22 protein-coding genes and 1 pseudogene are annotated in these 22,701 nt (G+C 41.5%); 4 read left to right on the forward strand and 19 right to left on the reverse strand.

Annotation, left to right across the window (positions count from 1 at the left end):
• The 3 genes from Q0625_RS04725 to Q0625_RS04735 all read right to left on the reverse strand — a co-directional run.
• The coding region (locus Q0625_RS04725; RefSeq protein WP_298823903.1) for an FAD-binding protein at positions 1–357 on the reverse strand (357 nt) is incomplete at its 3' end.
• Positions 358–415: 58 nt separating this feature from the next.
• Positions 416–2,245, reverse strand: a complete 1,830-nt coding sequence (gene mutL, locus Q0625_RS04730; protein ID WP_298823907.1) for a DNA mismatch repair endonuclease MutL — start codon at positions 2,243–2,245, stop codon at positions 416–418.
• A 9-nt stretch (positions 2,246–2,254) separates the two neighbouring features.
• Complete coding sequence (locus tag Q0625_RS04735) at positions 2,255–2,527, reverse strand: hypothetical protein (protein WP_298823910.1); 273 nt, start codon at positions 2,525–2,527, stop codon at positions 2,255–2,257.
• Between the two features lie 258 nt (positions 2,528–2,785).
• Here Q0625_RS04735 and Q0625_RS04740 point away from each other — a divergent pair, with 258 nt between their 5' ends.
• Together Q0625_RS04740 and yidD are read left to right on the forward strand one after the other, a co-directional pair.
• Complete coding sequence (locus Q0625_RS04740) at positions 2,786–3,577, forward strand: hypothetical protein (protein WP_298823913.1); 792 nt, start codon at positions 2,786–2,788, stop codon at positions 3,575–3,577.
• Between the two features lie 3 nt (positions 3,578–3,580).
• The gene (yidD, locus tag Q0625_RS04745) at positions 3,581–3,802 is read left to right on the forward strand and encodes a membrane protein insertion efficiency factor YidD (protein WP_298823915.1); all 222 of its coding nucleotides are present in this window, start codon (positions 3,581–3,583) and stop codon (positions 3,800–3,802) included.
• On the opposite strand, the gene Q0625_RS04750 is transcribed toward yidD, so the two are convergent.
• The 6 genes from Q0625_RS04750 to Q0625_RS04775 all read right to left on the reverse strand — a co-directional run bounded on the left by Q0625_RS04750 (position 3,753) and on the right by Q0625_RS04775 (position 9,776).
• A complete protein-coding gene (locus tag Q0625_RS04750) occupies positions 3,753–4,718 on the reverse strand; it encodes a 2-hydroxyacid dehydrogenase (protein WP_298823917.1) in 966 nt (321 codons plus the stop codon). The genes yidD and Q0625_RS04750 overlap by 50 nt on opposite strands.
• Positions 4,719–4,767: 49 nt before the next feature.
• A complete protein-coding gene (locus Q0625_RS04755) occupies positions 4,768–5,508 on the reverse strand; it encodes an RloB family protein (RefSeq protein ID WP_298823920.1) in 741 nt (246 codons plus the stop codon).
• A gap of 8 nt (positions 5,509–5,516) precedes the next feature.
• The gene (locus tag Q0625_RS04760; RefSeq protein WP_298823922.1) at positions 5,517–6,803 is read right to left on the reverse strand and encodes an ATP-binding protein; all 1,287 of its coding nucleotides are present in this window, start codon (positions 6,801–6,803) and stop codon (positions 5,517–5,519) included.
• A gap of 66 nt (positions 6,804–6,869) precedes the next feature.
• Positions 6,870–7,652 carry a DUF2695 domain-containing protein gene (locus Q0625_RS04765; protein WP_298823926.1) on the reverse strand — a complete coding sequence of 261 codons (783 nt, stop codon included), beginning with the start codon at positions 7,650–7,652 and terminating at the stop codon, positions 6,870–6,872.
• A gap of 27 nt (positions 7,653–7,679) precedes the next feature.
• Positions 7,680–8,504, reverse strand: coding sequence for a thymidylate synthase (locus Q0625_RS04770; RefSeq protein ID WP_298823929.1), 825 nt, complete (start codon positions 8,502–8,504; stop codon positions 7,680–7,682).
• A 135-nt stretch (positions 8,505–8,639) separates the two neighbouring features.
• Complete coding sequence (locus Q0625_RS04775; protein ID WP_298823932.1) at positions 8,640–9,776, reverse strand: PLP-dependent aspartate aminotransferase family protein; 1,137 nt, start codon at positions 9,774–9,776, stop codon at positions 8,640–8,642.
• 238 nt (positions 9,777–10,014) lie between these two features.
• Between Q0625_RS04775 and Q0625_RS04780 the strand changes: the two are divergent.
• Positions 10,015–11,590: pseudogene (locus Q0625_RS04780) on the forward strand (phosphoethanolamine transferase).
• 75 nt (positions 11,591–11,665) lie between these two features.
• Positions 11,666–12,445 carry a class I SAM-dependent methyltransferase gene (locus tag Q0625_RS04785; RefSeq protein ID WP_298823934.1) on the forward strand — a complete coding sequence of 260 codons (780 nt, stop codon included), beginning with the start codon at positions 11,666–11,668 and terminating at the stop codon, positions 12,443–12,445.
• 88 nt (positions 12,446–12,533) lie between these two features.
• Here the strand turns inward: Q0625_RS04785 and Q0625_RS04790 are convergent, their stop codons facing one another.
• From Q0625_RS04790 to Q0625_RS04835, 10 genes are all read right to left on the reverse strand, one after another.
• Positions 12,534–13,418 (reverse strand): hypothetical protein, encoded by an 885-nt coding sequence (locus Q0625_RS04790; protein WP_298823936.1) that lies wholly within the window; start codon positions 13,416–13,418, stop codon positions 12,534–12,536.
• Positions 13,419–13,459: 41 nt separating this feature from the next.
• A complete protein-coding gene (locus tag Q0625_RS04795; RefSeq protein ID WP_298823938.1) occupies positions 13,460–13,870 on the reverse strand; it encodes a hypothetical protein in 411 nt (136 codons plus the stop codon).
• 163 nt (positions 13,871–14,033) lie between these two features.
• Positions 14,034–15,197: an MFS transporter gene (locus tag Q0625_RS04800; RefSeq protein ID WP_298823940.1), complete on the reverse strand. Its 1,164-nt coding sequence runs from the start codon at positions 15,195–15,197 to the stop codon at positions 14,034–14,036.
• 140 nt (positions 15,198–15,337) lie between these two features.
• Positions 15,338–15,886 carry an ATP synthase F1 subunit delta gene (gene atpH / locus Q0625_RS04805; RefSeq protein ID WP_298823942.1) on the reverse strand — a complete coding sequence of 183 codons (549 nt, stop codon included), beginning with the start codon at positions 15,884–15,886 and terminating at the stop codon, positions 15,338–15,340.
• Complete coding sequence (locus tag Q0625_RS04810) at positions 15,883–16,374, reverse strand: F0F1 ATP synthase subunit B (protein ID WP_298823944.1); 492 nt, start codon at positions 16,372–16,374, stop codon at positions 15,883–15,885. Before Q0625_RS04810 ends, atpH begins: the two co-directional genes overlap by 4 nt.
• Positions 16,375–16,467: 93 nt before the next feature.
• Complete coding sequence (atpE, locus tag Q0625_RS04815) at positions 16,468–16,668, reverse strand: ATP synthase F0 subunit C (protein WP_298823946.1); 201 nt, start codon at positions 16,666–16,668, stop codon at positions 16,468–16,470.
• 56 nt (positions 16,669–16,724) lie between these two features.
• On the reverse strand, positions 16,725–17,795 hold the full coding sequence (atpB, locus tag Q0625_RS04820) for a F0F1 ATP synthase subunit A (protein ID WP_298823947.1): 1,071 nt from the start codon (positions 17,793–17,795) through the stop codon (positions 16,725–16,727).
• A 162-nt stretch (positions 17,796–17,957) separates the two neighbouring features.
• Positions 17,958–19,253 carry a DUF4374 domain-containing protein gene (locus Q0625_RS04825; RefSeq protein ID WP_298823949.1) on the reverse strand — a complete coding sequence of 432 codons (1,296 nt, stop codon included), beginning with the start codon at positions 19,251–19,253 and terminating at the stop codon, positions 17,958–17,960.
• A gap of 22 nt (positions 19,254–19,275) precedes the next feature.
• Positions 19,276–21,603: a TonB-dependent receptor gene (locus Q0625_RS04830; RefSeq protein ID WP_298823952.1), complete on the reverse strand. Its 2,328-nt coding sequence runs from the start codon at positions 21,601–21,603 to the stop codon at positions 19,276–19,278.
• A 65-nt stretch (positions 21,604–21,668) separates the two neighbouring features.
• Positions 21,669–22,469 carry a hypothetical protein gene (locus Q0625_RS04835; protein ID WP_298823954.1) on the reverse strand — a complete coding sequence of 267 codons (801 nt, stop codon included), beginning with the start codon at positions 22,467–22,469 and terminating at the stop codon, positions 21,669–21,671.
• Positions 22,470–22,701: the final 232 nt, after the last annotated feature.

Here is a 22,701-nt window from a genome sequence, read left to right on the forward strand (position 1 = left end):
GGGGGCAGCTCCTACTGTCCCATAAATCAGGGCGAGGTTCTCCACGCCTCCGTAGCCTTGTGTTACACAATAATCTACAAAATCGCTCCAGAGTTCTCCTGCAGCAACTCGTACCCAGACAAACTCATCAATCTCATGTGACACCGTGATACCCTTTTGGGTGATATGTAACAGCGGCACCTGGGGGGCTTGGGTCAGCAGTATATTACTTCCTCCTCCCAAGACTTTCAAGTTAGGATATAGGGAAAGTGCCTCTAGAATGTCCGCCTCATTTTCGGCTTCTATTAGCAGGGGTGCCTTTAGGTCTATACCAAAGGTATTATAAGGTTTTAGGGAAATGTTCTCGTGTATTTTCATTAGGGAGTAGGTTTTAGGGATTAGTCATTGGTCATTAATCACTAGTCACTGGTCACTATTAAAGTCTGCTTTCTAGTTCACCGACAGTGAGTTCCGTATATATTTTTTTACCAAAAGGACTTAAATGGGGTTCTTGGCAGGTGAAAAGGTCATAGACCAATTGTTCCTGTTCCTCTGCGGAGAGGGTTTGTCCTGCTTTTATAGCTAAGCTCTTAGCCAAACTTTTGGCGAGCATTTCCTCTTGGGTGATGATATCTTGGGGTATATCCTCCGTAGCACGCTCCAAGAGATCGTATAGGAAAGCCTGTACTTGGCTCTCCTTGATCATAGGAGGCAGCCCTGTAAAGCGTACCATGTTACCTTCTATCTCTATCATAAAGCCTGCACTTTGTAACTCTGGGAGCATAGGTTGTAACGCCAAGATTTCGGAAGGAGTATATTCGAATTCCAAGGGGAAAAGCAATGACTGACTTAGGCTGCGTCCCTGAAGCATCGTCTTACGAAAACGCTCATAGAGAATACGCTGGTGAGCACGGGCTACATGTACGAATAATACCTTATCCTTGAAGAAAGTAATAAGATATTTCCTTTGGAAATACAAGCTGGTCTGTACCCTACTCTCCTGCTGGAAAGTCTCAAAAGGATCAACGATGGTATCTTCCTCCATAGGTTTATTGGCTTTGGAAGGGATACCTGTATAGAGCTGTTCCCACTGAGGAATGCTGGGCGCCTTAGGATAGAGAGCAGGCGCTTGCTTGGAAATTTCAGGAGTAGGTGTATCCATCTTAAAAGGATTAAAATTTCTATCTACATGATAAACAGGTGCTTGCGCTTCCTTATCTTTGTAACTATAAGGCACCTCGTTCTGCTCGTCCAAGGAGAAATCAATAGAAGGAAGCACATGGAACTGCCCCAAACTGTGCTTAATAGCCGAGCGCAACAGTGCATAGATAGCTTGGTCGTTGTCGAACTTGATTTCAGTCTTGGTTGGATGTATATTGATATCTATATGCTTGGGGTCTATCTCCAAATGGAGGAAATATTCAGGTTGTTCGCCCTCCTTGATAAGCCCCTCAAAGGCGTTTACCACAGCATGATGTAAGTAGCGGTTCTTGATAAAACGCTGATTAACCATGAAGAACTGTAAGGTCTTGTTCTTCCTATACGAGTTTTTGCTAATAAAGCCATGTATCTTAAGCAGTTCCGTCTGTTCCTCCACGGGAATAAGCTGCTCATTGAGCCGCTGACCGAAGAGTTGCACAATACGCTTGCGTAGGGTGGTGGCAGGTAGGGCAAACTGTTCCACATCGTTATGGAAGAGAGAGAATTGCAAGTCCGGATGGGCAAGTACCACCCGATGGAACTCATCCAAGATATGACGCATCTCCACTGCATCGGACTTGAGAAAGTTACGTCGTGCAGGTACATTGAAGAACAGATGCTTCATCGCAATAGAAGTACCTAGGCTGGCTACCATAGGCACTTGCTCTATAATCTTATTTCCTTCTATTCTTAGGGAAGTGCCTACCTCCTGCCCCTCTTGGCAAGTAATCAATTCCACTTGAGCAATAGAAGCGATAGAAGCCAAGGCCTCTCCACGGAAACCCTTGGTATGGAGTGTAAAGAGATCATCGGCTGATCGAATTTTGGAAGTAGCATGTCGCTCAAAGGCGAGCCTTGCATCGGTGGGGGACATACCTATACCATTATCCACGACCTGTACCAAGGTTCGCCCAGCATCCTTGAGGTAGAGTTTGATCTGGGTTGCCTTGGCATCTATAGCATTTTCCAAAAGTTCCTTCACCGCCGAAGCAGGTCGTTGTATAACCTCTCCTGCAGCAATTTGGTTAGCTACATTGTCAGGCAACAATCGTATAATATCGGGCATTGGTTAAAATTATTTCTTAAATAAAAAAGACAAATCAAAATCAAAAAGATAATAGGTAGCCAGCAATAATAATGCCAAAATAAGCCATAACAATCTAGAAGAAGTTTCTTTTTTGACTTCCTTTTTCTGTTTTCTTAGCTGATCCCACTGCCTACGCATCGCATGCCCTCTAAACTGATGCTTTGGAATGCTAAAGCCTCTACGCTCCTCATGTTCAGTATAGTAGCGCGGACGATAGACAAACTGTCGCAAAGCAGCACTCTTAAAAAAATTGATTTTCACATCATAAGGTTTTATGGGGCAAAAGTACGATATTTTTTCAATAGGTAAAAAGTAAAAAATAAAAGGTAAAAAGCTCTTGAAAACTTTTACTTATTACCTTTTACTTTTTATATGAAGAAAATGTTTGTTTTTCATAAAAAAAGTATTATATTTGCCAATCGAATAAACATCTCTTATGACAGATACTCAGGTCTTCTATGAATCTGTATAAATAACTGATATATAACAATTAAGCTAAACAATTTAAATATTTTACCAATGAAAAATCTACTATTAGTAACATTCTCTTGGCTAATGATGATGGCCATTATAGGTAGTATTGTATATACAATGCTATATGTAGTGGAAAATTACAGTTATGGAAATAACGAATCCATTCAGTATCTATGGTGCTGTTTTACAGGGGTATTGCTAATCCCAGCCTACAAAGGCGTGTACTACATACATAGTCTTTGGATCAAGATGCTTAAGGAATTCCGTGAGGGAGGAGTCCCTAAAGAGGATGATAGTAAGGAAATTCCCTTCTTCAAGGAGCCTACCCCTACCGTAAGTGTGAATATTACTGAATATCCTTTTGTGGAAAACCGTAAAAAAAATATTCCTGCACCGCCCTCCTTGGAGGAAATCAATGAGACTATTAGAAATATACGCTCTTCGGCCAATGAAAAACTTAGCCAGATAAAAAAAGAGGATATCACCAAGCCTACCAAAGACAGTAGCTATTTTGCCCAAAAATACACAGAAGAGAAATCTATTTTAGTGGATACCATCTTTGCTAAAGAAAAACAAGCTAATACTCCCCAAGCAACCCCTAGTGCCAAATCCAAAGAGGAAGCTGCTACCAAGACAGATGCAGAAGCTATTCTCAAGCCTAAAGCAGCACCTATTGCTAAGCCCGAAGAGAAACCTATCTCCAAGGAAGAAACTGCAACTGCCACCAGCCAAGAAGTTAAGAAAGAAGACACCTCCCATAAGGACGAAACTCCTGCTAGCAAGCACACACATAAGGGTGGGAAAAAACACTACCACAAAAAAGGAGGAAAGCGATAAACTATGCTTAAACTTATCACCTATCCCTTTGTCCTTTTAGTGCGTTTTTATCAGATAGCCATCTCTCCCTTGAAGCCTCCTACTTGTCGTTTTACCCCAACATGTTCTTCCTATGCATTGGAAGCACTTAAGCGACATGGGCTCTTCAAGGGAGGGATGCTCGCTATAAGGCGTATTATGCGTTGCCATCCTTGGGGAGGGAGTGGCTACGATCCAGTGCCTTAATCTTGTCCACTATCACCTGTGCCAATAAGGTCTTGCTCTCTATCGTCCATCCTCCAATATGGGGAGTAAGAATCACATTCTCCGCCTCCAACAGATAGGTGAAATCCGCTGGCAACTCTCCCTTGAAGAAGTTTTCAAAAGAAGATTGTTCGTATTCCAAGACATCCAAACCAGCTCCTAGCACTTTCCCATCTTGTAGCGCCTTGACCAAGTCGGCTGTACATACACTCTTTCCTCTAGCGGTGTTAATCAGCCAAAAGGGTTTGGCAAAAGCGGCTATAAATTCCGCATTGACCATACCGAGGGTGAGCGGTGTTTCAGGTGTATGTAGGCTCACCACATCTACCTCCTTTTGGAATACCTCCAAAGGCACTTGGGTAGCACATTCATCACCCACACCTTCCTTAATATCATAACAGAGCACCTTACAGTCAAAACCGCGTAGCTTCTTGGCAAAGGCCTTGCCCATATTTCCATAACCTATGATGCCCACTGTAAGCGAATCTAGCTCTATGCCTCGATTCTCTTCCCTAAGCCAAAGCCCGTGGGCAATCTCTTGGTCTGCCTTCTTGAGCTTATTGAGCAGTGCCAAAAGTAACGCCAAGGTATGGTTCCCCACTGCATTGCGGTTACCTTCGGGAGAGGAGATCAGCGCAATACCTCGCTGCTGGGCATACTCAGTATCTATATTCTCCATACCTGCTCCCACACGTGCGATAAACTTCAGCCGCGTAGCCTTATCTATAAAAGTCTTATCAATACGAAAGCGGCTACGAATTACAATGCCGTCATAGGCAGCAATTTTCGCCTCTACCTCCGCCTTACTGCTGGTGTAGTCTATATCATTTTCAAACCCTGCTTCAGTAAGCTGCTGTAGCATAAGGGGGTGATTGCTATCAATGTGTAATATTTTCATAATATTAATTTGTCAATTCACTAATTATCTCAAGGGAATTTATCATTAGTCACTTGTTACTATAAAAGAGTTCCTCATCTATAAGAGGTAATAGTTGAGAGGCTAAAACAAACATATTAGTAGAGAACAGTTTAGGGATACCTTTATCATCTTTTTTATAGTGATTTTTAGCATGGTCAATAGCTAATTCTATATCATAGAGTGCTTGTTTAGGATTTACACCTCCCTTTACCTTTGTTCCAAGATAAGTCTTAAAGGCTTTGGAGATTTTCAGCTTATCTGTAGGAGCTACAAAATCATTGGGAGGCTCTTTCTCTTTACCATAATAAAGCCATATTTCAAAACAAGGGTTACTCATAATCAAGCCAATATGCTCTTTGGAACATTGAGGCTGTATTCTTACCAAATCATTATAGAAATGATCTATATCTGAAATAATAAAGAAATGATCAGGAGCATCTTCCTGACTACTAGCATAATATTCCTTCTTATCAATAGCTATCTGTAGTAAGCCTTCAGGATATAACCTCTTGGCATCTACCTCAAAAGATAACTTAATACGCTTGAACTTATCACCTGATAAAAGCATTTTGAAATAGTCCTTTTCTCGCCTTTCTCCTCCTGAAATAAGCACATAGAAAGTTTTGGGAGTACGCCAACCTTCTGCTTTGCTATAACCTTTGAAGAGGGCTTTTGACTGTATGAGACCATTAGAAACCTCTCTTTTCTGCTTTTGTGAGGAAGAACCAGAAGGCTCTTTTTCAGGAGCTTCTTTGGTATATTTTCTCATAATAAAACTTACATTTCTTCTATTTCAGGAACCCCTCCATAACGACCTTCCAAATACCCATTTTCTATATTAAGGGTATTGTGCAGTTTGAATTCATTAAGAGAATATAGCTCGGTTGCCCCCTCTTTTTTCTCAGTAAGCCATACCTCATCAGGACGCATCAGTTCTTGTTGATTGAGCAAATGAGTGGTATGAGTAGTGAATATCAACTGTCCTTTGGAAGGATGGTCAGCATAAAATCTCAGTAGGTTAAACATCAAGTTGGGGTGAATACTATTGTCTATCTCATCTACAAATAGTACTTTTCCTTGGCAGATAGCTGCATATAGTGCAGGGATAAGGGTAAGTAGCCTGACAGTCCCATCAGATTGAGCTGCTATCTTCATTTCTTTTTGATATCCTTGTTGTCCTTTTTGAGAAAAGAGTAATTCTTCAATGGTACTTACCCCTTTTTGTATGGCAATATGAAGCACATTTCTGTTATTTTCTATCTGAGTAATATTGGTAGGCGTACTATCACTATCTATAAGTTGTTGTATCTGCTGGGTATTCTTATTCTGGGATAACCATTTGTCTAAAGGAGTCTGACCAATAGCAATTTTATCTATCCCTACTCCTATCCTTTCAAATACCTTATTGGTAAAGTGTAACATCTTCTTATCTTGAGAGAGCAAATGTATAAGTGTAGGGATAATACTACTAATTGTAACTATCTGCACCTTGTGAGAAAACCAATCATATACGTCCTTAAGCTCTTGAGAAGAAAAAATGGGGAATTTCATATTCAAAGGTAGTAGGGACGCCTTAGGGTTAAGCGAAAGTAACTGATAAACAGCCTTTTCATTTTCTAAAGAGGGGGCTATGATTTCCTCACCTTTTCGGTGAAAGACAAGGGTATCCTCCTGCTTTCCTATTCCTGAAAGAAACAACTGTTCTTCTACGGCTTCCTTTCCTATAGCTACCTTATAGAAGTAATATTTTTGGTTATGGGAAAACTCTATTTCAAAAGAAATCTTGTCCTCTTTTTTAGCAACAAGCTGAAAAAAATAATCCTCTATATCTATATTTTTTAGAAAATCCTGTTCCTTTACGAAATGACGAAGAAAGTGTAAAGCCTTGACAAAATTGGATTTACCTGCCCCATTTGCCCCATAGATAGCTGCTTGTTTAAGCAGTGGCACCTCCTCATTGTATATATGATGCAAAAGTTTTTCACGCTTAGTGTTGGGAAACATATCAAAAGAGGTTTCCTTATAGAAAGAAAGAAAATTTTGTATCTTGAATCTTAGCAACATAACACTTCTATTTAGCGCACAAATATACACATTTTTCTTCACCCGTGAAATTCTCACGGCATTTTTTTATCCTCTCAGTAGTCTTTCTATCTCTTTTAGGTCATTTCTATAACGAGAAAGCTCTGTCTGCACAATCAAGTAACCTAGTTTGTCTCCTTTGGGAATCACAAAAACCATAACAGGTGTATATTCCTTGGACTTAACAACAATGTACTGATGAACTCCCACCTCCAAAATTTCTTGTTCCAAACCCTTAGGAGATTTGATACCCGTAAAGACTTTCCATTGGGAGAGGAAATAGTCCTCTTGCGAGAGTTTCTCCTTCGGAAAATCCAGCTTTAGCATCACTATACAAGCATTGAATCCTTTCCCTAACTGGAGTAGATACTCCTGCTTTCCTTGTGCTTCCTTTTGGGATAACTTCCATGGAGCAGGAACTGTAGAAAAAGGAAAATCATACTCAGAAGGGAGTGCATTGATTTTCTTTTTCTTCTCTAAAATATTTTCCTCGAACTTATTGAGTTTAAGAGGCTCTTCATTGGAAGTATGCCCTAAATAATCAAACTGCTCCTCTACATTGTAGAGCACCTCACAATCACAATAGCCCCCATGGGAAGTAAGCCAAGTAATCACTTTTTCTGGATCGGGCACCTTTTTTTCTGTAAGAAAAAGAGTAGTATTTCCTAGTGTATGATTACAAGGATGCTCCTGTAAAGCCTTTTCTAAAAAATGAAAAAGTGCTACAAAATGCTTTTCCTCCATAGGCAAAGAAGCCCTAAAGTCATCTAACTCTTTTTGAGCCAATACCTTTCGGGCTTCTTTACGTTTCTTCTTTTCTGCTATTTTCATAGAGTATTTATCACTAGTCATTAGTCACTATACTGAGACTTTTCCTTTTATAGTTGGATATGGATCATAGCCCTCAAGGGTAAAATCAGGGTAGTCAAAAGCAAAGAGGTCTTTTACTTTTTCGTTGAGCTTCATGGTAGGCAGTGGACGTGGCTCACGACTGAGTTGTAGTTCCACTTGCTCCAAATGGTTTTTATAGATGTGTAGATCTCCAAAGGAATGAACAAACTCCCCTACTTGTAATCCTGTCACATGTGCCATCATTTGTGTGAGTAGAGCATAGGAAGCAATATTGAAGGGCACCCCTAAGAAGGCATCTGCACTACGTTGGTAGAGCTGACAGGAGAGGCGACCATCCATCACATAAAACTGAAATAGTGCATGACAGGGAGGCAGTGCAGCCTTGTTATGTGCCACATTCTCAGCAAAAGACACCGAAGTGTCGGGCATCACCGAAGGATTCCATGCCGAAACCACCATACGGCGACTATCAGGGTTCGTCTTAAGGGTGTGGAGCACCTCTGCTATTTGGTCTATCCCTTCCCCATTCCAATTGCGCCACTGCGCTCCATATACAGGACCAAGGTCTCCTTTCTCATCTGCCCACTCGTTCCAGATACGTACCCCATGCTCAGTGAGATAGTGGATATTGGTATCTCCCTTGAGAAACCACAACAACTCATAGATGACCGATTTTAGGTGGATTTTCTTGGTGGTTAGCAAGGGGAAACCCTCTTGGAGGTTATGGCGTAACTGATAACCGAACACACTGATAGTACCTGTACCAGTACGGTCATCTTTGCTATGTCCGTGGGTAAGTATATGATTGAGAAGGTCTTTGTAAGCTTGCATTCTTTATTGTTTTGGGGCGCAAAAATACGAAATAATTTGCTAATTTGCCAATGTAATAAAAAACACCGATAAAGACAGGCTGGTCATCATCGGCGTTATTCTTTTATTTTTACTCATATACTCGCTTACGCGATTTTACTTTTCTAAGGCTTGCTTAAAGTCGGCAATAAGGTCATCTATATGTTCTATACCTACCGCTACACGTACAAGGGTTTGAGTAACTCCCCGTGCTACCTTTTCCTCTTCTGGAAACTCGGTATGAGTATGGGTACTAGGGTGGGTCACTAGGGTCTCTACCCCGCCTAAGCTCACCGCAAAGAGGGCTACTCGAAGCGCCTCGAAGAAAGTCTTTACCTTCTTCTCATCTTTCATCACAAAAGAAAATACAGCACCTGCTCCTGAGGCTTGGCTCTCTTGGATAGCTTTGCCCTTATTACTTGGCAAGGTTGGGTAATATACTTTCTCTACAGCAGGGTGTCCTTGTAAGAATTCTATGAGTTTGAGGGTATTTGCCTGAGCATAGTCCATACGTACCTTGAGGGTCTTGATACTGCGTATAAGTAGCCAGCTATCAAATGGAGAGATCAGCGCCCCTATGGCCACCTGAGCAAAACTAATTTTTTCAGCCAAGGTATCATCATTAACTACCACTGCTCCCGCTATAATATCGTTATGACCACTGAGGTATTTGGTAGCACTATGTACTACTATATCAGCGCCCAATTCTAAGGGGCGTTGCAAGTAGGGAGAGAGGAAAGTGTTATCCACTATGGTTAGTAGCCCATGCTCTTTGGCAATGGCTACTGTACCGCGTATATCGGTAACATCCAAAAGCGGATTGGAAGGGGTTTCTATGAAAATCCCCTTGGTATTGGGGCGTATGGCTTTACGAATATTATCCAAGTCGGTCGTATCTACATAAGTTGCCTCCAAACCAAATTTAGCAAAAACATCCTTCATGATACGGAATGTCCCTCCATAGATGTCCAGGCCAAAAACAAAGTGGTCACCTGCCTCAAAAATAGTAAAAAGAGAGGTCGTGGCAGCCATTCCAGAAGAAAAGCCAAAACCATGCTTACCACTCTCTAATTTGGCAATCAGGGTTTCAAACTCCTTACGGGTAGGATTGGAAACACGACTGTATTCAAACTCCTGGGTTACCCCAAACTCATTAAGTGGAAAGGTAGAAGCCATATTGATACAGCTACTCCACTTCTCTACTCCTTTTTCTGTGGTACGAATCCCATGTATAGCGGTAGTTTCAAATTTCATACATTAGCAATTTAAAATAAATGTTTTTTATAAAAAGTTGGTGCAAAAGTACAATTTTTTTCTGAAACAACAAAATAAAAATATATTTTATTTTAATCAGCGAAAAAATAGAAAGTATTTTTGAATAACATACAGGAGACAGACGACAGTGAGCCGTTGTGATTAAATTCGTATTTTTGCACCTTAATCAACATATTGTTGTCATTGACAAATTATCTCGTTAACTCATTTTCTTAAAATGCAAAAACTCATTTCTTTTTTCAAGCAATATGCCTTCGAGTGGCTACTACTAATTTTTTCTGTTGGGATTCCCTTTGCCTTAGGTATGGGACCTGCTTTCTATGGCATACTAGCAACTTTCCTTATTTTCCTAACTCTTAGGAGACTCTCTTATTGGGTGTTTTTTATCGTATTTCTGTTTGTACTGATCACCTGTGTACTTTTCCTCCCTCAGATTATTTGGTTTGGGCATCCCCCTGCTACCATGATCGGAGCTTTTTTTGAGACTGATTTGCAGGAATCTAAGGAGTTCGTTCAATCCCTCCCCCTTTATTCGTATCTTATCTCCCTATTCACTCTTCTTCTGGGAGGGTATATCCTCTACTTGGGCAAGAAAAAAACTTACCCTCACAGTAAGAAACAATCATTTATTACCATAGCCATGGGCATTATAGCTATCGGACTAACCCTTTATCGCCCTTTGGCGAAGATGAAAGAATATCAAGCTTTCAAGTGGTCTCTCTCTCGTACAGCTATTGTCTCTTTCTATGCCTCTATCTATGATAATATACAAGAATACCATACCCTCAAGGAGGAACTCAACAAGGGTATAGAGGGCTCCCCTACTTGGCAGATTACTTCTAGTCAACCCAAATATCAGAATTATGTCTTGGTCATAGGCGAGAGTGTCCGCAAGGACTATATGCACCTCTATGGCTTTCCAGAGAATAATACCCCCTTTTTAGACAAAGCTTATGGTACAATCATCGACGGCTATACGGCTACAGCACCCAATACTACCACCTCCCTGTTGCGCTCTTTCGTGCAAATGAAAGGGGAAAAGGACCTTGTCTATATCAACAACATCATCACTTTAGCCAAAACAGCAGGATTCGAGACCTTTTGGTTTTCCAACCAAGGGATCTCAGGAAGCTGGGACACTCCTATCGCGAAGCTAGCTTTTCTATGTGACCATAAGGAATTTACCAAAAAAGGTGACTACGCCTCTATGAACTACCCTGACAGCATTCTTCTACCTCTTTTAAGTAAATCTTTGAGCAAAAAAAAGCACCTCTCCTCGCCTCTTTATCCTACATACCATGGGGTCACACATGAATTTTGAGGCGCGCTTAGAACACTCTATACACTACGATTATTACAATCGTAAAGTTTCCGCTTATATCCAAACGATAGAACAAACTGATACCTTACTAGCAAATATCTACCAACTATTACAACAGCAGGGAGCTCCCTTCAGTATGCTCTATTTTTCTGACCATGGACTAATGACCCAGGACAGGGATTCCATGTTTGCCTCTCTCACTCATGGTGATACAAATCCCAACAAGGCTTGTTATCGTGTACCCTTCGTGCTCCTATCGAGCGATGACACCCAGCACAAAGTTCTCAGAGCTGATAAGTCGGCATTCCATTTCTTGGACGGATTTGCCCAATGGCTAGGTATCAAAGAGGTTTCTCTACAAGCTGACTACGATTTCCGTTCTCCCCAAAACGATACCCTAAAAGTCTTTAATCAATATGAGAATGTACCCTTTGAGGGATTAGAAGAAGATGAGGTGATGACTAATCATTAATCACTAAATTTATTCAAAATAAATAAAGACTATTCACTCTTTTTTTGTACCTTTGTAGCACAAAAATTATCCATTATGAACACAGAAAATAAGTTCAATGAGCACCAAGGACACTGGATGCTTGCGAAATTAGGAAAACGGGTATTGCGTCCAGGAGGAAGAGAACTCACTGAGAAACTCATAGCAGGACTTCAGATTACTCCCGAAGATGATATAGTGGAGTTTGCTCCAGGATTGGGATTTACAGCCAATATCGCCTGTGGCTATCGCCCCAAGAGCTATACAGGCGTTGATCTAAATGAAGAAGCTGCTACTATTGCGCGCAAACGTATCAAATACGACAAGGCAAAGATTATCAATGCCAATGCCGCTCAAAGCACCCTCCCCGATGCTTATGCTAATAAGGTATATGGCGAGGCTATGCTCACCATGCAACCCTTAGAGCAAAAGAAAGCAATCATAGCTGAAGCCTTTCGTATTCTAAAGAGTGGAGGCTATTATGGCATACACGAACTGGGTATAGCACCTGATAGTGTCAGTGAAGAAATCAAGGAAGATATCTATAGGGAACTAAGTGAAACCATTCGTGTACATGCCCGCCCTATGACAGCTCTTGAGTGGACAGCCCTTTTGGAAGAACAAGGCTTTAAGATTATTAAGGTAGCGCACAATCCCATGTTGCTTTTGGAGCGTAGTCGTATGATTCAGGACGAAGGTTGGCTCAGAGTCCTCTTAATCACCTTCAACCTACTACGCTTCCCCGAAATAAGAAAACGGGTCAAAAAAATGAAAGAATGTTTCCGTAAGCACCAAGACAACTTAGACGCAGTAGCTATTATCGCTCAAAAACCATAGCTCAATGAGTCAATAAGCAAATTTGCCAATGCGTCAATAATCCATTGACCCATTGGCAAATTTACTATTTATTTAGCTAACTAACAGATTAGAATTGAATAGTTGTAGCTATGGAAATATCTTTTTTATCATTATCTTGTGGTTGTATAGCCTTTCCTTGGGCATCCTTAAGCGTATAGGAAAGAGTGTATTCTCCAGCTTTTGGATAAGTAACTTTTCCTCTGTAGAACTTGTCCTTATAGCTAAGTGTAGTGGTAGAGAGTTCCTTTCCGGTAGCATCTTTTACAGCCACTCCCACCGTAAGTCCTTCCACTTCAGGGAAGCTTTCCATGCTTTGCACCTTCCAAATACCCAATACCAAGTCATTTTCTCCTACCTTAGGGTGCTCTGGCGCTATCACCGCATAGATATGTTTCTGTCCCTTAGGATTTCCTCCTTCAGTAAAGACTCTAAAGTTATGCACCTTTCCTAAGGCTTTGTTAGTTTGCTCTACCACTGTAAAATCCAAGCGGTCTGTTTTGTGTTCCTTACCACCTACTTTGAAAGTCACTTTCCCAAACCAAACCCCTGAAGGTGCGGTCTTCATCTGAAAGAGCACCTTGGAGTGCCATACATTGCCTTCCTTATCCAAAGCAGTATGAGGACAAGTATGAGTGTGCATAATTTCTTTAGAGAAACCTCCTTTGCCATCGCCTTTGAACATATCCATCCAAGGGGTGAAAGTAGCTGCTTCTACAGCTACCTCTTTCCCCGCGGCATCTACTACGGAGAGGGATACATCATTATAGCCCATTACAAAGGTACCTGTAGGGCTTTCTAAGCGTACGGTATAAGTGTCTACCTTCTGCTCTGCTACGGTCTTAGGAGCTACAGGAGGGGCAACTGGTTTTTCTTCTTTCTTATCGTCTTTGGAGCAAGACACTAAGGCTACAGCTGCCACAGCAGCTGCTAAGATATATTTAAACTTTTTCATTGGATTTCTTTTTAGAATTTTAGTTGTTTAGGAATTTATGGTTAAAGAGAGTACTTTAGTGCTGTTTTGTACTGATGAATTTTACAGATAGTAGGTGGCTGCCACTCAGGGAAGATAACTTCCTGCATTGTGAGAGAAGTATAATAATAGCAATGACTTACAGAAGTAGAAAAATTGACCAGCTCCCATTGGGGAAATTCCTGAAAGAAAACTTCGGGAAGGACAAAGACCTTTTGCTGTGAAACAGGCGTATCAGTTTGCTCTTTGGTCAGCTGAGCAAACTTGCAAGCTCCCTCACAATGTAGCTGTGGTCGTTCCTTATTCTGGCAATAAGCAGCCACAAAAGCTCCTTTGCTTAGCAGAAAACACGAAAGGTAATACCCGCTAAGTATTGCATTGTACAAGAAGACAACGCTCAGGAGAATCGCTATACCGCTTGTTGCCTTTTTCATTGCTACAAAAATAGCAAAAAAAAGGACACCAAACCCATTTTTTAACACCCTAGAGATAAAAACGATATTTACCTCTCCTACTATAAAAGAAAGCTATAACACTGATCTAATGCTTCCTCTTGCAAATGGGGCTTTGTAGCAGATAATAAAGACTAAAGATAGATTAGTGGTCGTTCCTAAATAGTTTTCCATACCTAGTGTATAGGAGAATAGCACAGAGGAACCCTGCCGATGCCATACCTGCCCCTACCAAGGACGGATAATTAGCCGTATAGCCATAATCCAAAGGCTTGCCACCGAGATAAGCGCCCAAGGTATTGGCGAGATTAAAAGCGGCTTGCATAAAGGCCGCACCCATCATCTGAGCTTGAGGAGAGACGCGGAACATCATCATATTCAGTGGTGCTCCTACCGACATGGCCACCACAGCACATACAAAGGTCAATCCCCATGCCAACCATAGCAGGTGAGAGAAGAAAAATACAATGAGCAATACACTGATCATAGAGACAAACACCACCACACTGGCTCGTACCAAGTGTAATTTGTCAGTAATCCAACCTCCAAAGAAATTCCCTACTACCATACCCAATCCCACTACAATCATCAGTGTAGGCATTTGGCTCTTTGCCAAGCCTGCATGATCTAGCATGAGCGGCTCTATATAACTTAGCCATGAGAATAACCCTCCACAACCAAAAGCTGTGATTACAAGCAACAGCATGGAAGGCACTGAAAAGAAGTGCTTCAACTCCTCCCATAGAGTCTTATTCTTATCATAATCCACTTTAGGCAAAAACAAAAAGATACATAAGGCTGTAATAAGTCCCAAAGTGGCTATCATACCCATCACAGGACGCCAGCCAAGTACCCCTCCCAAATGGGTAAAAAGTGGAATCACCAAGAGGTTGGCTATCGTCAGCCCTCCAAACATAACGGAAATAGCCATAGCTTCCTTGTCCTTGGGTGCTAACTGCTTGGCTACAATCGCTCCTACTCCAAAGAACGCTCCATGAGGTAAGCCAGAGAAAAAGCGCGCTACCAACAAAAAGGGATAAGAAGGCATAAGGGCAAAAAGTCCATTGAAAAGGGTAAAAAGCAACATCAGGGCAATCAGCACTCGCTGTGGCTGAAAACGGGTACTCAGCCCTACAAGCGTAGGAGCGCCTACCACCACCCCTATGGCATAGGCAGCAATAAAGTTACCTACCTCACTATCACTTAGCGCAAGGCTCTGCCCCATAGTACGCATAAGCCCCATGGGGATAAATTCAGTACTTCCTAAGGCTATACCCCCTATGGCTAAGGGGAAAAGTTGGCGTATCATCTTCATGGTAATTTGTTCAAAAAGGGGTGCAAAATTACAACTTTTCTTATGAAACGCAAGTATAGTACAAAAAGTTTTTCTCTATAAAAAAATAAAGAGGCTATCCCTTGGACAGCCTCTTACAAACACTTGTATAAACTCTAATAAACATTTTCACTCAATTGCTCACGGATACCGTATAGCTTATGAGCGATGCTTGCATTGTATTGCAAGTCATCTATACGGAGAATAAAACCACCTATGAGTTGTGGTTCTACCTTGCTCTCCAAAGTAATATTCTTGTGACCACTTAGGGCTATAGCTTTCTGAACAAACTGCTCCTTAAGCCTCTGAGGTAGTTCCACTGCAGTAGTCAAGTATACGGTTGTTTTCTCCTTATAACGATTGTATTGTATCACATATTCACGTGCTATATCATAGAGATCAGAGACACGCTTATTTTCTACAAGTATTTCTATAAAGAGATTTAGTATAGCCGATCTCTGAGAGAAAACCTCTTGTAGCACCTTATGCTTTATCTCCATTCTCACTATAGGAGAGTGTAAGAGTGCTCGAAGGTCTGGATTTTCGCGTACGACCTCTACCAAAGAAGATATTTCTTGGAAGAAGTTATCTTCCTCGTGCTTCTCTATACTATAGTCTAAAAGCGCTTTAGCATATCGCTTGGCTACTTTGCTGGAGTGTATCATTTGATGTTAATTTCGTTCAACAAACTTTCTACGAGTTTCTCTTGTTTTACCTCTGCGGCAAGTTCCTTAGTAAGCACTTTCTTAGCTATATCAAGAGAAAGAGTGGCAATTTGCTGTTTTATTTCGGCAATAGCCATTTTCTTTTCGTTCTCTATCGAGGTCTTTGCATGAGCAATCAGCTTAGCCCCTTCTTGGTGTGCTTCTTCTTTAGCTTGGGAGACGATACGTTCCTTAATCTCACGTGCTTCCTTGAGAATGGCATCTCGCTCTTGTCGTGCCTCAGCCAAGAGTTTTTCATTGTCAGCCTTAAGGTTTGCCATTTCCTTCTTTGCCTCATCGGCTGCCTCCAAAGCGTTATTGATAGAGGTTTCACGCTCTTTCAACGCCTTAAGGATAGGCTTCCACGCAAAAGCACGAAGCAAGAGTAATAAGCAGACAAAGACAATCAGTGTCCAAAAACTAAGACTTTCAGGATGGATGATATTCATGTATTTTTATTTTTCTTTTTTCGTAATGATTTCTTGGTTTTAAAGAACCGTTCTGTAACCAACCGTTACAGAACGGTTTTCTTTTTCTGCGGCTTAAGCTTTTACCAAAGCAACTACCACAGCGAAGAGGGCAACCCCTTCGATAAGTGCTGCAGCGATAATCATCGCACCTTGAATCTTAGAAGCTGCTTCTGGTTGGCGAGCAATTCCTTCCATAGCGGAAGATCCAATCTTACCAATACCAATTCCTGCTGCAAGAGCTGCAATACCAGCTCCAATTCCTGCTAATCCCATAATTTAATTTATTTAATGTATTAATGTTTACTTATTTTTAGAATGTTTTTTCTATATTAGTGATGATCTTCAGCTACTGCCCCTCCTATGAATAAGGCGGAAAGCAAGGTGAATACATAGGCTTGGATAAAAGCTACCAATAGCTCCAAGATACTAATGAAGAGAGCAAAACCTACCGATACAGGAGATACCAAAACGGTCTTGAAAGTAAAGATAAGCCCTACCAAGCTCAATATGATGATATGCCCTGCTGTGATATTGGCAAAAAGACGTATCATTAGGGAGAAAGGCTTGGTAAGCATCCCAATCACTTCCACTGGAATCATAATAGGCGCTAACCATACAGGTACTCCTGGGGTAGCGAAGATATGCTTCCAATAGTGTCCATTCCCACTGAAGGTAGTGACAAGGAAAGTAAGCAGCGCTAAAGTTCCTGTGAATATAATGTCATTGGTGAGGGTACCAGAGATAATAGGCACCAATCCTAATAAGTTTCCTATAAGAATCAAAAAGAAGACAGTAAGCAGATAAGGCATATAGCGTTCATACTTTTTGCTACCTATATTGGGAAGAGCAATATCATCACGTACGAAGACTACAAGAGTTTCCAAAAGGTTTGCAAGCCCCTTAGGTGCTCTGGAGTTCTTTTTGTAAGAACGCGCCACAGAAGTAAAGGCTAGCACCATAAGAAAAGCAATAAGGAAAAGTAGCAATACGTTCTTGGTAATAGAAAAATCCAATGGCCTTGCATTCGTTACTTGGTGATTCTCATCATAGGAGATTTGTCCCTGAGCATCAGTGTAGTAGATTTGCCCATGTACACGGATAAAGTATTGATTCCCTTTGTTTACCACTACTGCTCCCTTATCATCATGATGAAATTCGCTAGAAAGGAAAGTAACCAAACCTTGGTCTGTCCAAAGGATAATAGGTAGCGAGAGACTCACAGGGTGACCATTCCAGTCAAATAGGTGATAATCGTGAGAATCGGCAATGTGGTGCATAACAATGCTTGTATAATCCTCTTCCTCAGCAGAAGAAGGCGCTTCTTCTGGGGCTGCTATTCCTGCAAAAGGAAGAGCTAAAATACTTAAAAAGAGCCACTTACTAATGATTTTTCGTATCATCTTTTAGTAATTATTATTTACGTCGTGTATATTATTTTCTGAGGTACAAAGATACACTTTTATTTTTACTTTCACTTATTTTTTTTATTTTTTTTAAGAAGAAACAAAAAAAGCGAAAAATGAAGAGTGAAGAATGAATAGTTTTTCACTCTTCACTTTTCATTATTCACTTTTCATTACCCCCAGTGCTCTGACTTCTTGTCCTTTGATAACAAGTCCTTTGCTTATGGTTTTGGCATTGGCATCAATGACATAGATAGTGGGATCAGTATTATCAGTATTGATTCCAAAATAGATCTTCTGTTGCACCTTATCCACATAAGGGTCAGTGATACTATTGATGTGCTCAGGCTCGCCTGTGAGCATATCCAGCTGCTGGGTGGCTACATCAAAAATAGCAAACTTACTAGCCTTCCCCGATGCATCGCCGAATTCTGTTACATCTAAGCCTATTTTGTCAAAAAACTGCAAGCAAAAACGTGTCCCTCCTAAGTAATGAGTACGGAAAAGTTTTCGGTTACCACTCTTTTGGGTAAGATTCACAAAATAGGCATCATCAAAACTACCATTCTCCACATTGACCTTGAGCACAGCTGAAGGTCTGTCAGTGGCATTGAAAGCCGCAGCAAAGGCATACACCTCTCCGTTATCCAAGACCTCTACACCACTCTTACCAGTAGCTTTAATTAGGCCGCCTATCACACCTGTACCTTTGTCGCCTTTGATAACTTTTACCAAACGAAAATTATGGTCAAAGACTCCTATATAAGTTGTATGGGTATGTCGACTCTCTAAGAGTAATTTGGTCTGTGGGAAAACCCCTTCGTCCAGATAGGCCTTGATAGGGCGAATGGCTGCCAGTAGATAGTCCTTGTATTGCCTTAGGTCGGTGATATAAGCCACCTCACCTATATTATCAAAATTCTTAGAATCCCACTCTATAGGGTCACTTACAGCATCGGAAGTGGTATCGAAGCGAAAAAACTTCACCGAAGTAGGGCTTACGGCCTCTTTAGGAAAGTATTCCCTATCGGAATAAGTACCCACCACATTTGTCCCAAAGTCTGTACGGGCTTGTATAGAGTTCTTCAGGTCGTACTCCTTACGCTTGGAGAGCTTGCCTGCCTTGCGCTCAAAGGAAGCTGACTTACCCGGGTCATCACGGTTATAGACAAAGGTATAGAGGTACTTATCCTTATAGAAGTGAATACGGCGGTCACCCTGCATCTGTATAGCATCTTTGGAATTGGCTGCCGAGTCGTAAGTACCTGTATCGAAAGATGGTGCATTAGGAAATACATAGGAGTTATTCTCCGTCCCTAGTATCAGCACATAGGGAGTGGAGGTGGCTGTTCCAGAGGGAGTACTATCATCCCCTCCTTTAGGTTCGTCATTCTTGGAACAACTCCAAGAGAGTAGCCCTGTCAGGGCATACAAAAAGATTCTATTTGTTGCCATTTTCTTATTTCTTTAATTCTTATTATTGCAAAAACATACGTAGCTTAACGGCAAGGCTACGTCCTGGTTTTTGTAAGTTATAATTATCATAGCGATCAGTATCTAAAATATCCGTTATATCAAAGGAAAGGTTATATCGCCCCCCCTTGAGACTATAGTTGGCCGAGAAGTCCAGTGTCAGCTGCCTGGGCACCTCTTCAGCTGCCTGATAGCGTTGCCAGTCATTGGCAAAGGAATGAAAATAGTTAGCAAAAGCTGTCAATATCAGTTTATTATCCTCCCCTACCTTGTCAAAGGTATAGCTAAGATCAGCATTGCCAAAGAGATAAGGAATATTAGGCAGGCGCTCATTGTAGAAATAGTGTTCTTTACGCTGTCCGTTTTCCTCTATATAGCGCTGTTTGTTACGCATATCCTGATAAGTAGCACTCACCCCAGTCGAGAGCTTTTGCCGAAAGAAATAGCGCAGCTCAGTATCAGCGGCATGCACTTGTACATCACCAAAGTTCTCAGTTACAAAGATCCCATTACGGTTGCGACGATTGATAAAATCGGTCGCTTGACGGCGCGCCAAATTCACATCCCAAACCAATTGGTGATCCTCCCCAAAGTTCTGTGAAAGACTACTGCCCAAATTCAGGTTCCAGCTACGTTCGGGGCGCAGGGCAGGATTCTGTGATTCTATCCCATCGCCAATGCCAAAGAGTTCACGACTGGTTGGTAGCCTCAAGGCATTTTCTACTGAAGACTTTAGCTGAAAAGACTTTGTAAAGCGATAGGTTGCAGCCAGTCCATAGCCATTAGCCTCGGTTTGGTAAGAAAACTCACCCAAGGGACGATTCTGCTGAGAGGTATAAAAAGCCTTAACATCATTCCAATAGCTCTTGTAGAAAGCCGTAGCATTCCACCTCTCGGACTGGTATTTGTAACTGACCCCCAGCACACTCTTGTCAGTACGGGTCGGTAGCTTGGTAAAGAACTCCCTAAAACGATCATACCCTGTACGATTAAAGAATGTATAGGTATCGGTCAGTTCCACCGTATGCCTATCTAAAAAATGATAAGCCATGGTAAGGGATACCAAAGCGTTATGATTCTTAAAGCGATAGTCAGAAAGCTGCTGTTCGCCTGGCTTGGCCATTGCTTTGCGCTCACCCAGCCAATTGTAGCGGTAGCGACCTGTATCTTCGTTGTGCGATTCGCCAAAGTTATAGTTGGCCTGTAGTGAGAGGTTAAAGTCAGGTATAAAAAGATCTTTCTTACTATAGAAAAGCGTAGGCATAAGAGTCGTTGCCTGGCGATACTTATCTCCAAAAGCCTTATCCATATCGGCCGCATGCTGTACTTGGTCATAGAGATTCGCCCATACAAAGCCTAAGAAAAGCCTATCGGCAAAGGACTTATCCGATACGCCGAGCTTTAGGGCTACACTCTCGTTGTGATATTGGTTATGGAAACGCCTTACCCGTTGCTTATTCGTACTATAAGTATTGGTTGAGAAATCCAATATTTTTACCTTAACCCAATAGTTGTTATCCGAATAGTTCTGATAGGCATTCACCCCCAAGGAAAGACCATTCTTCCAACTATAGGAGGCATTCAGGTAAGTCTTATGGGTATTGAAAGAGCCATAGGAATAGGAAACATCCAAGAACTGCTTAACAGTAGCTTTGGTAACGATATTGATCGCACCCCCCAGTGCATCGGAACTCAGGTGGGTAGGCACCACACCCTTATAGACCTCTATACGCTCGGCATTGTTCAGTGGGATATTGTTCAGCTGTAGGGTAGGCCCCATGCCCTCCATAGGTACGCCATCGACAAAGACCTTTACATGATTGCCACGGAAACCATTGAGCGAGAGGTTCATCTGAGAACCCAAGCCTCCACTCTGTTGTACCTTGATCCCTGAAATCTTATCCAAGACCTGCGGTAGGTCACTACTGGAATTGTGAAAGGCCTTCAGATCAATTGTAGAGACGGCAAACTCTGACTCCTTGAGCTTCATCAGCGGTGTTTTCCCCTGTACCACCACTTGTGAAAGGGCGGTTACCTTAGGCTCCAGCATTACATAGAGCATCCCTTCTCCTTGCTTTACCTGTTGCTGGTAAGGCTGATAATTCAGATGGGAAAATACCAAGATACTTTTGCCCTTTTGCGGCGGTAAGTAAAGGGTAAAGGCGCCTTGTACATCAGTGGCTACCCCTATGCCAACCCCATCTTTTAGGGTAATATTAACCCCTACAATTGGGTTGTTTTGCTCATCTACCACATAGCCCTTTATAAGTTCTTGTGCCGAGAGAATTCCCGAAAATAACAGTAGCCATGCAAAAATAAGATATTTGTTCATATACCATAGAAGAAAAGGCCGTGCAATACACAGCCTTTTCTGTTTTTACAAAGATGAAATACTGGTTACTTTCTATTCTTAGCTATTACTACTTCAGAAATTGCCACGGCACGATTAGCCACATTCTTACCACGTATTTGGGTTACACTAATAGGGCTATCTACTTTCACAACCAAAGTTTGGAATTCAGCGGTTGCATTAGGACGTACTTTGGCTGTAAGGTTGAACTTGATATAGCCTTCGTTGTAGCGAGAAGCACCTTCATGATTACCTGGCTGTACATCCTTATAGGCAGGGGTCTCTAAGCGAGAAAGTGTAAAATCAATTGACTCAATTTGTACACTTGGGTCTGTAAGTTCCACCCTTTTGTCATCTGTCTTGGTCTTATAGCCTAAGTTACCTACATAAGCCTTATTCACTTGTAGCGCACCAGAGGCATCTATAGGCACCTCCACAAAGATTTTCACCCCATCGGTAAGGGACTTCATGGTTTTACCAGCTTTTTCGTCGGCTGCTTTAAGCTCATCAATAGTTTTGACATTATCGCCTACGTTTTTAGTAACGAATTGGAAGCGTTTTACCTTGACGTTATTACCCTGAGGATCTTTGCTGTCATACACCAATTGGGTATCATTCCAAGGAGCCGCATCTTTCTCATTGCTCTCTACTGCATAGAGTACGCGAGTAAAGTGTGTCTTTACCTCCTCAGCATTACCCAACTTATAAGAGCCTGAGAACGCTTCTTGATTGGTAGGTACATTTTTCTGCTCAGGAGCAGGAGCAGGTGCTGGTTTGTCATCATCTTTGGAGCAGGATACTGCAAAGAATCCCCCTATTACAAGGGCTGATAGAATTACTTTCTTCATATAATTTTTATTAAGATTAATTTCAGGCACAAAAGTATTATTTTTATTTATTCTAAACAAATAAAGTTATTAACATAGTGATTAATACCTATTAACTAATGACAAAAACAAAAAAGAGACTTCCCATCTTAGGAAAGTCTCTCTTTTTAGTTATATCCTTCTTTAGGCATTCTTCACTCTTCACTATTCATTCTTCACTATTCACTATCGATAGAGTGTAAAGTGTCCTTTG

It is taken from the genome of uncultured Capnocytophaga sp., assembly GCF_938029845.1.
Lineage (GTDB): Bacteria > Bacteroidota > Bacteroidia > Flavobacteriales > Flavobacteriaceae > Capnocytophaga.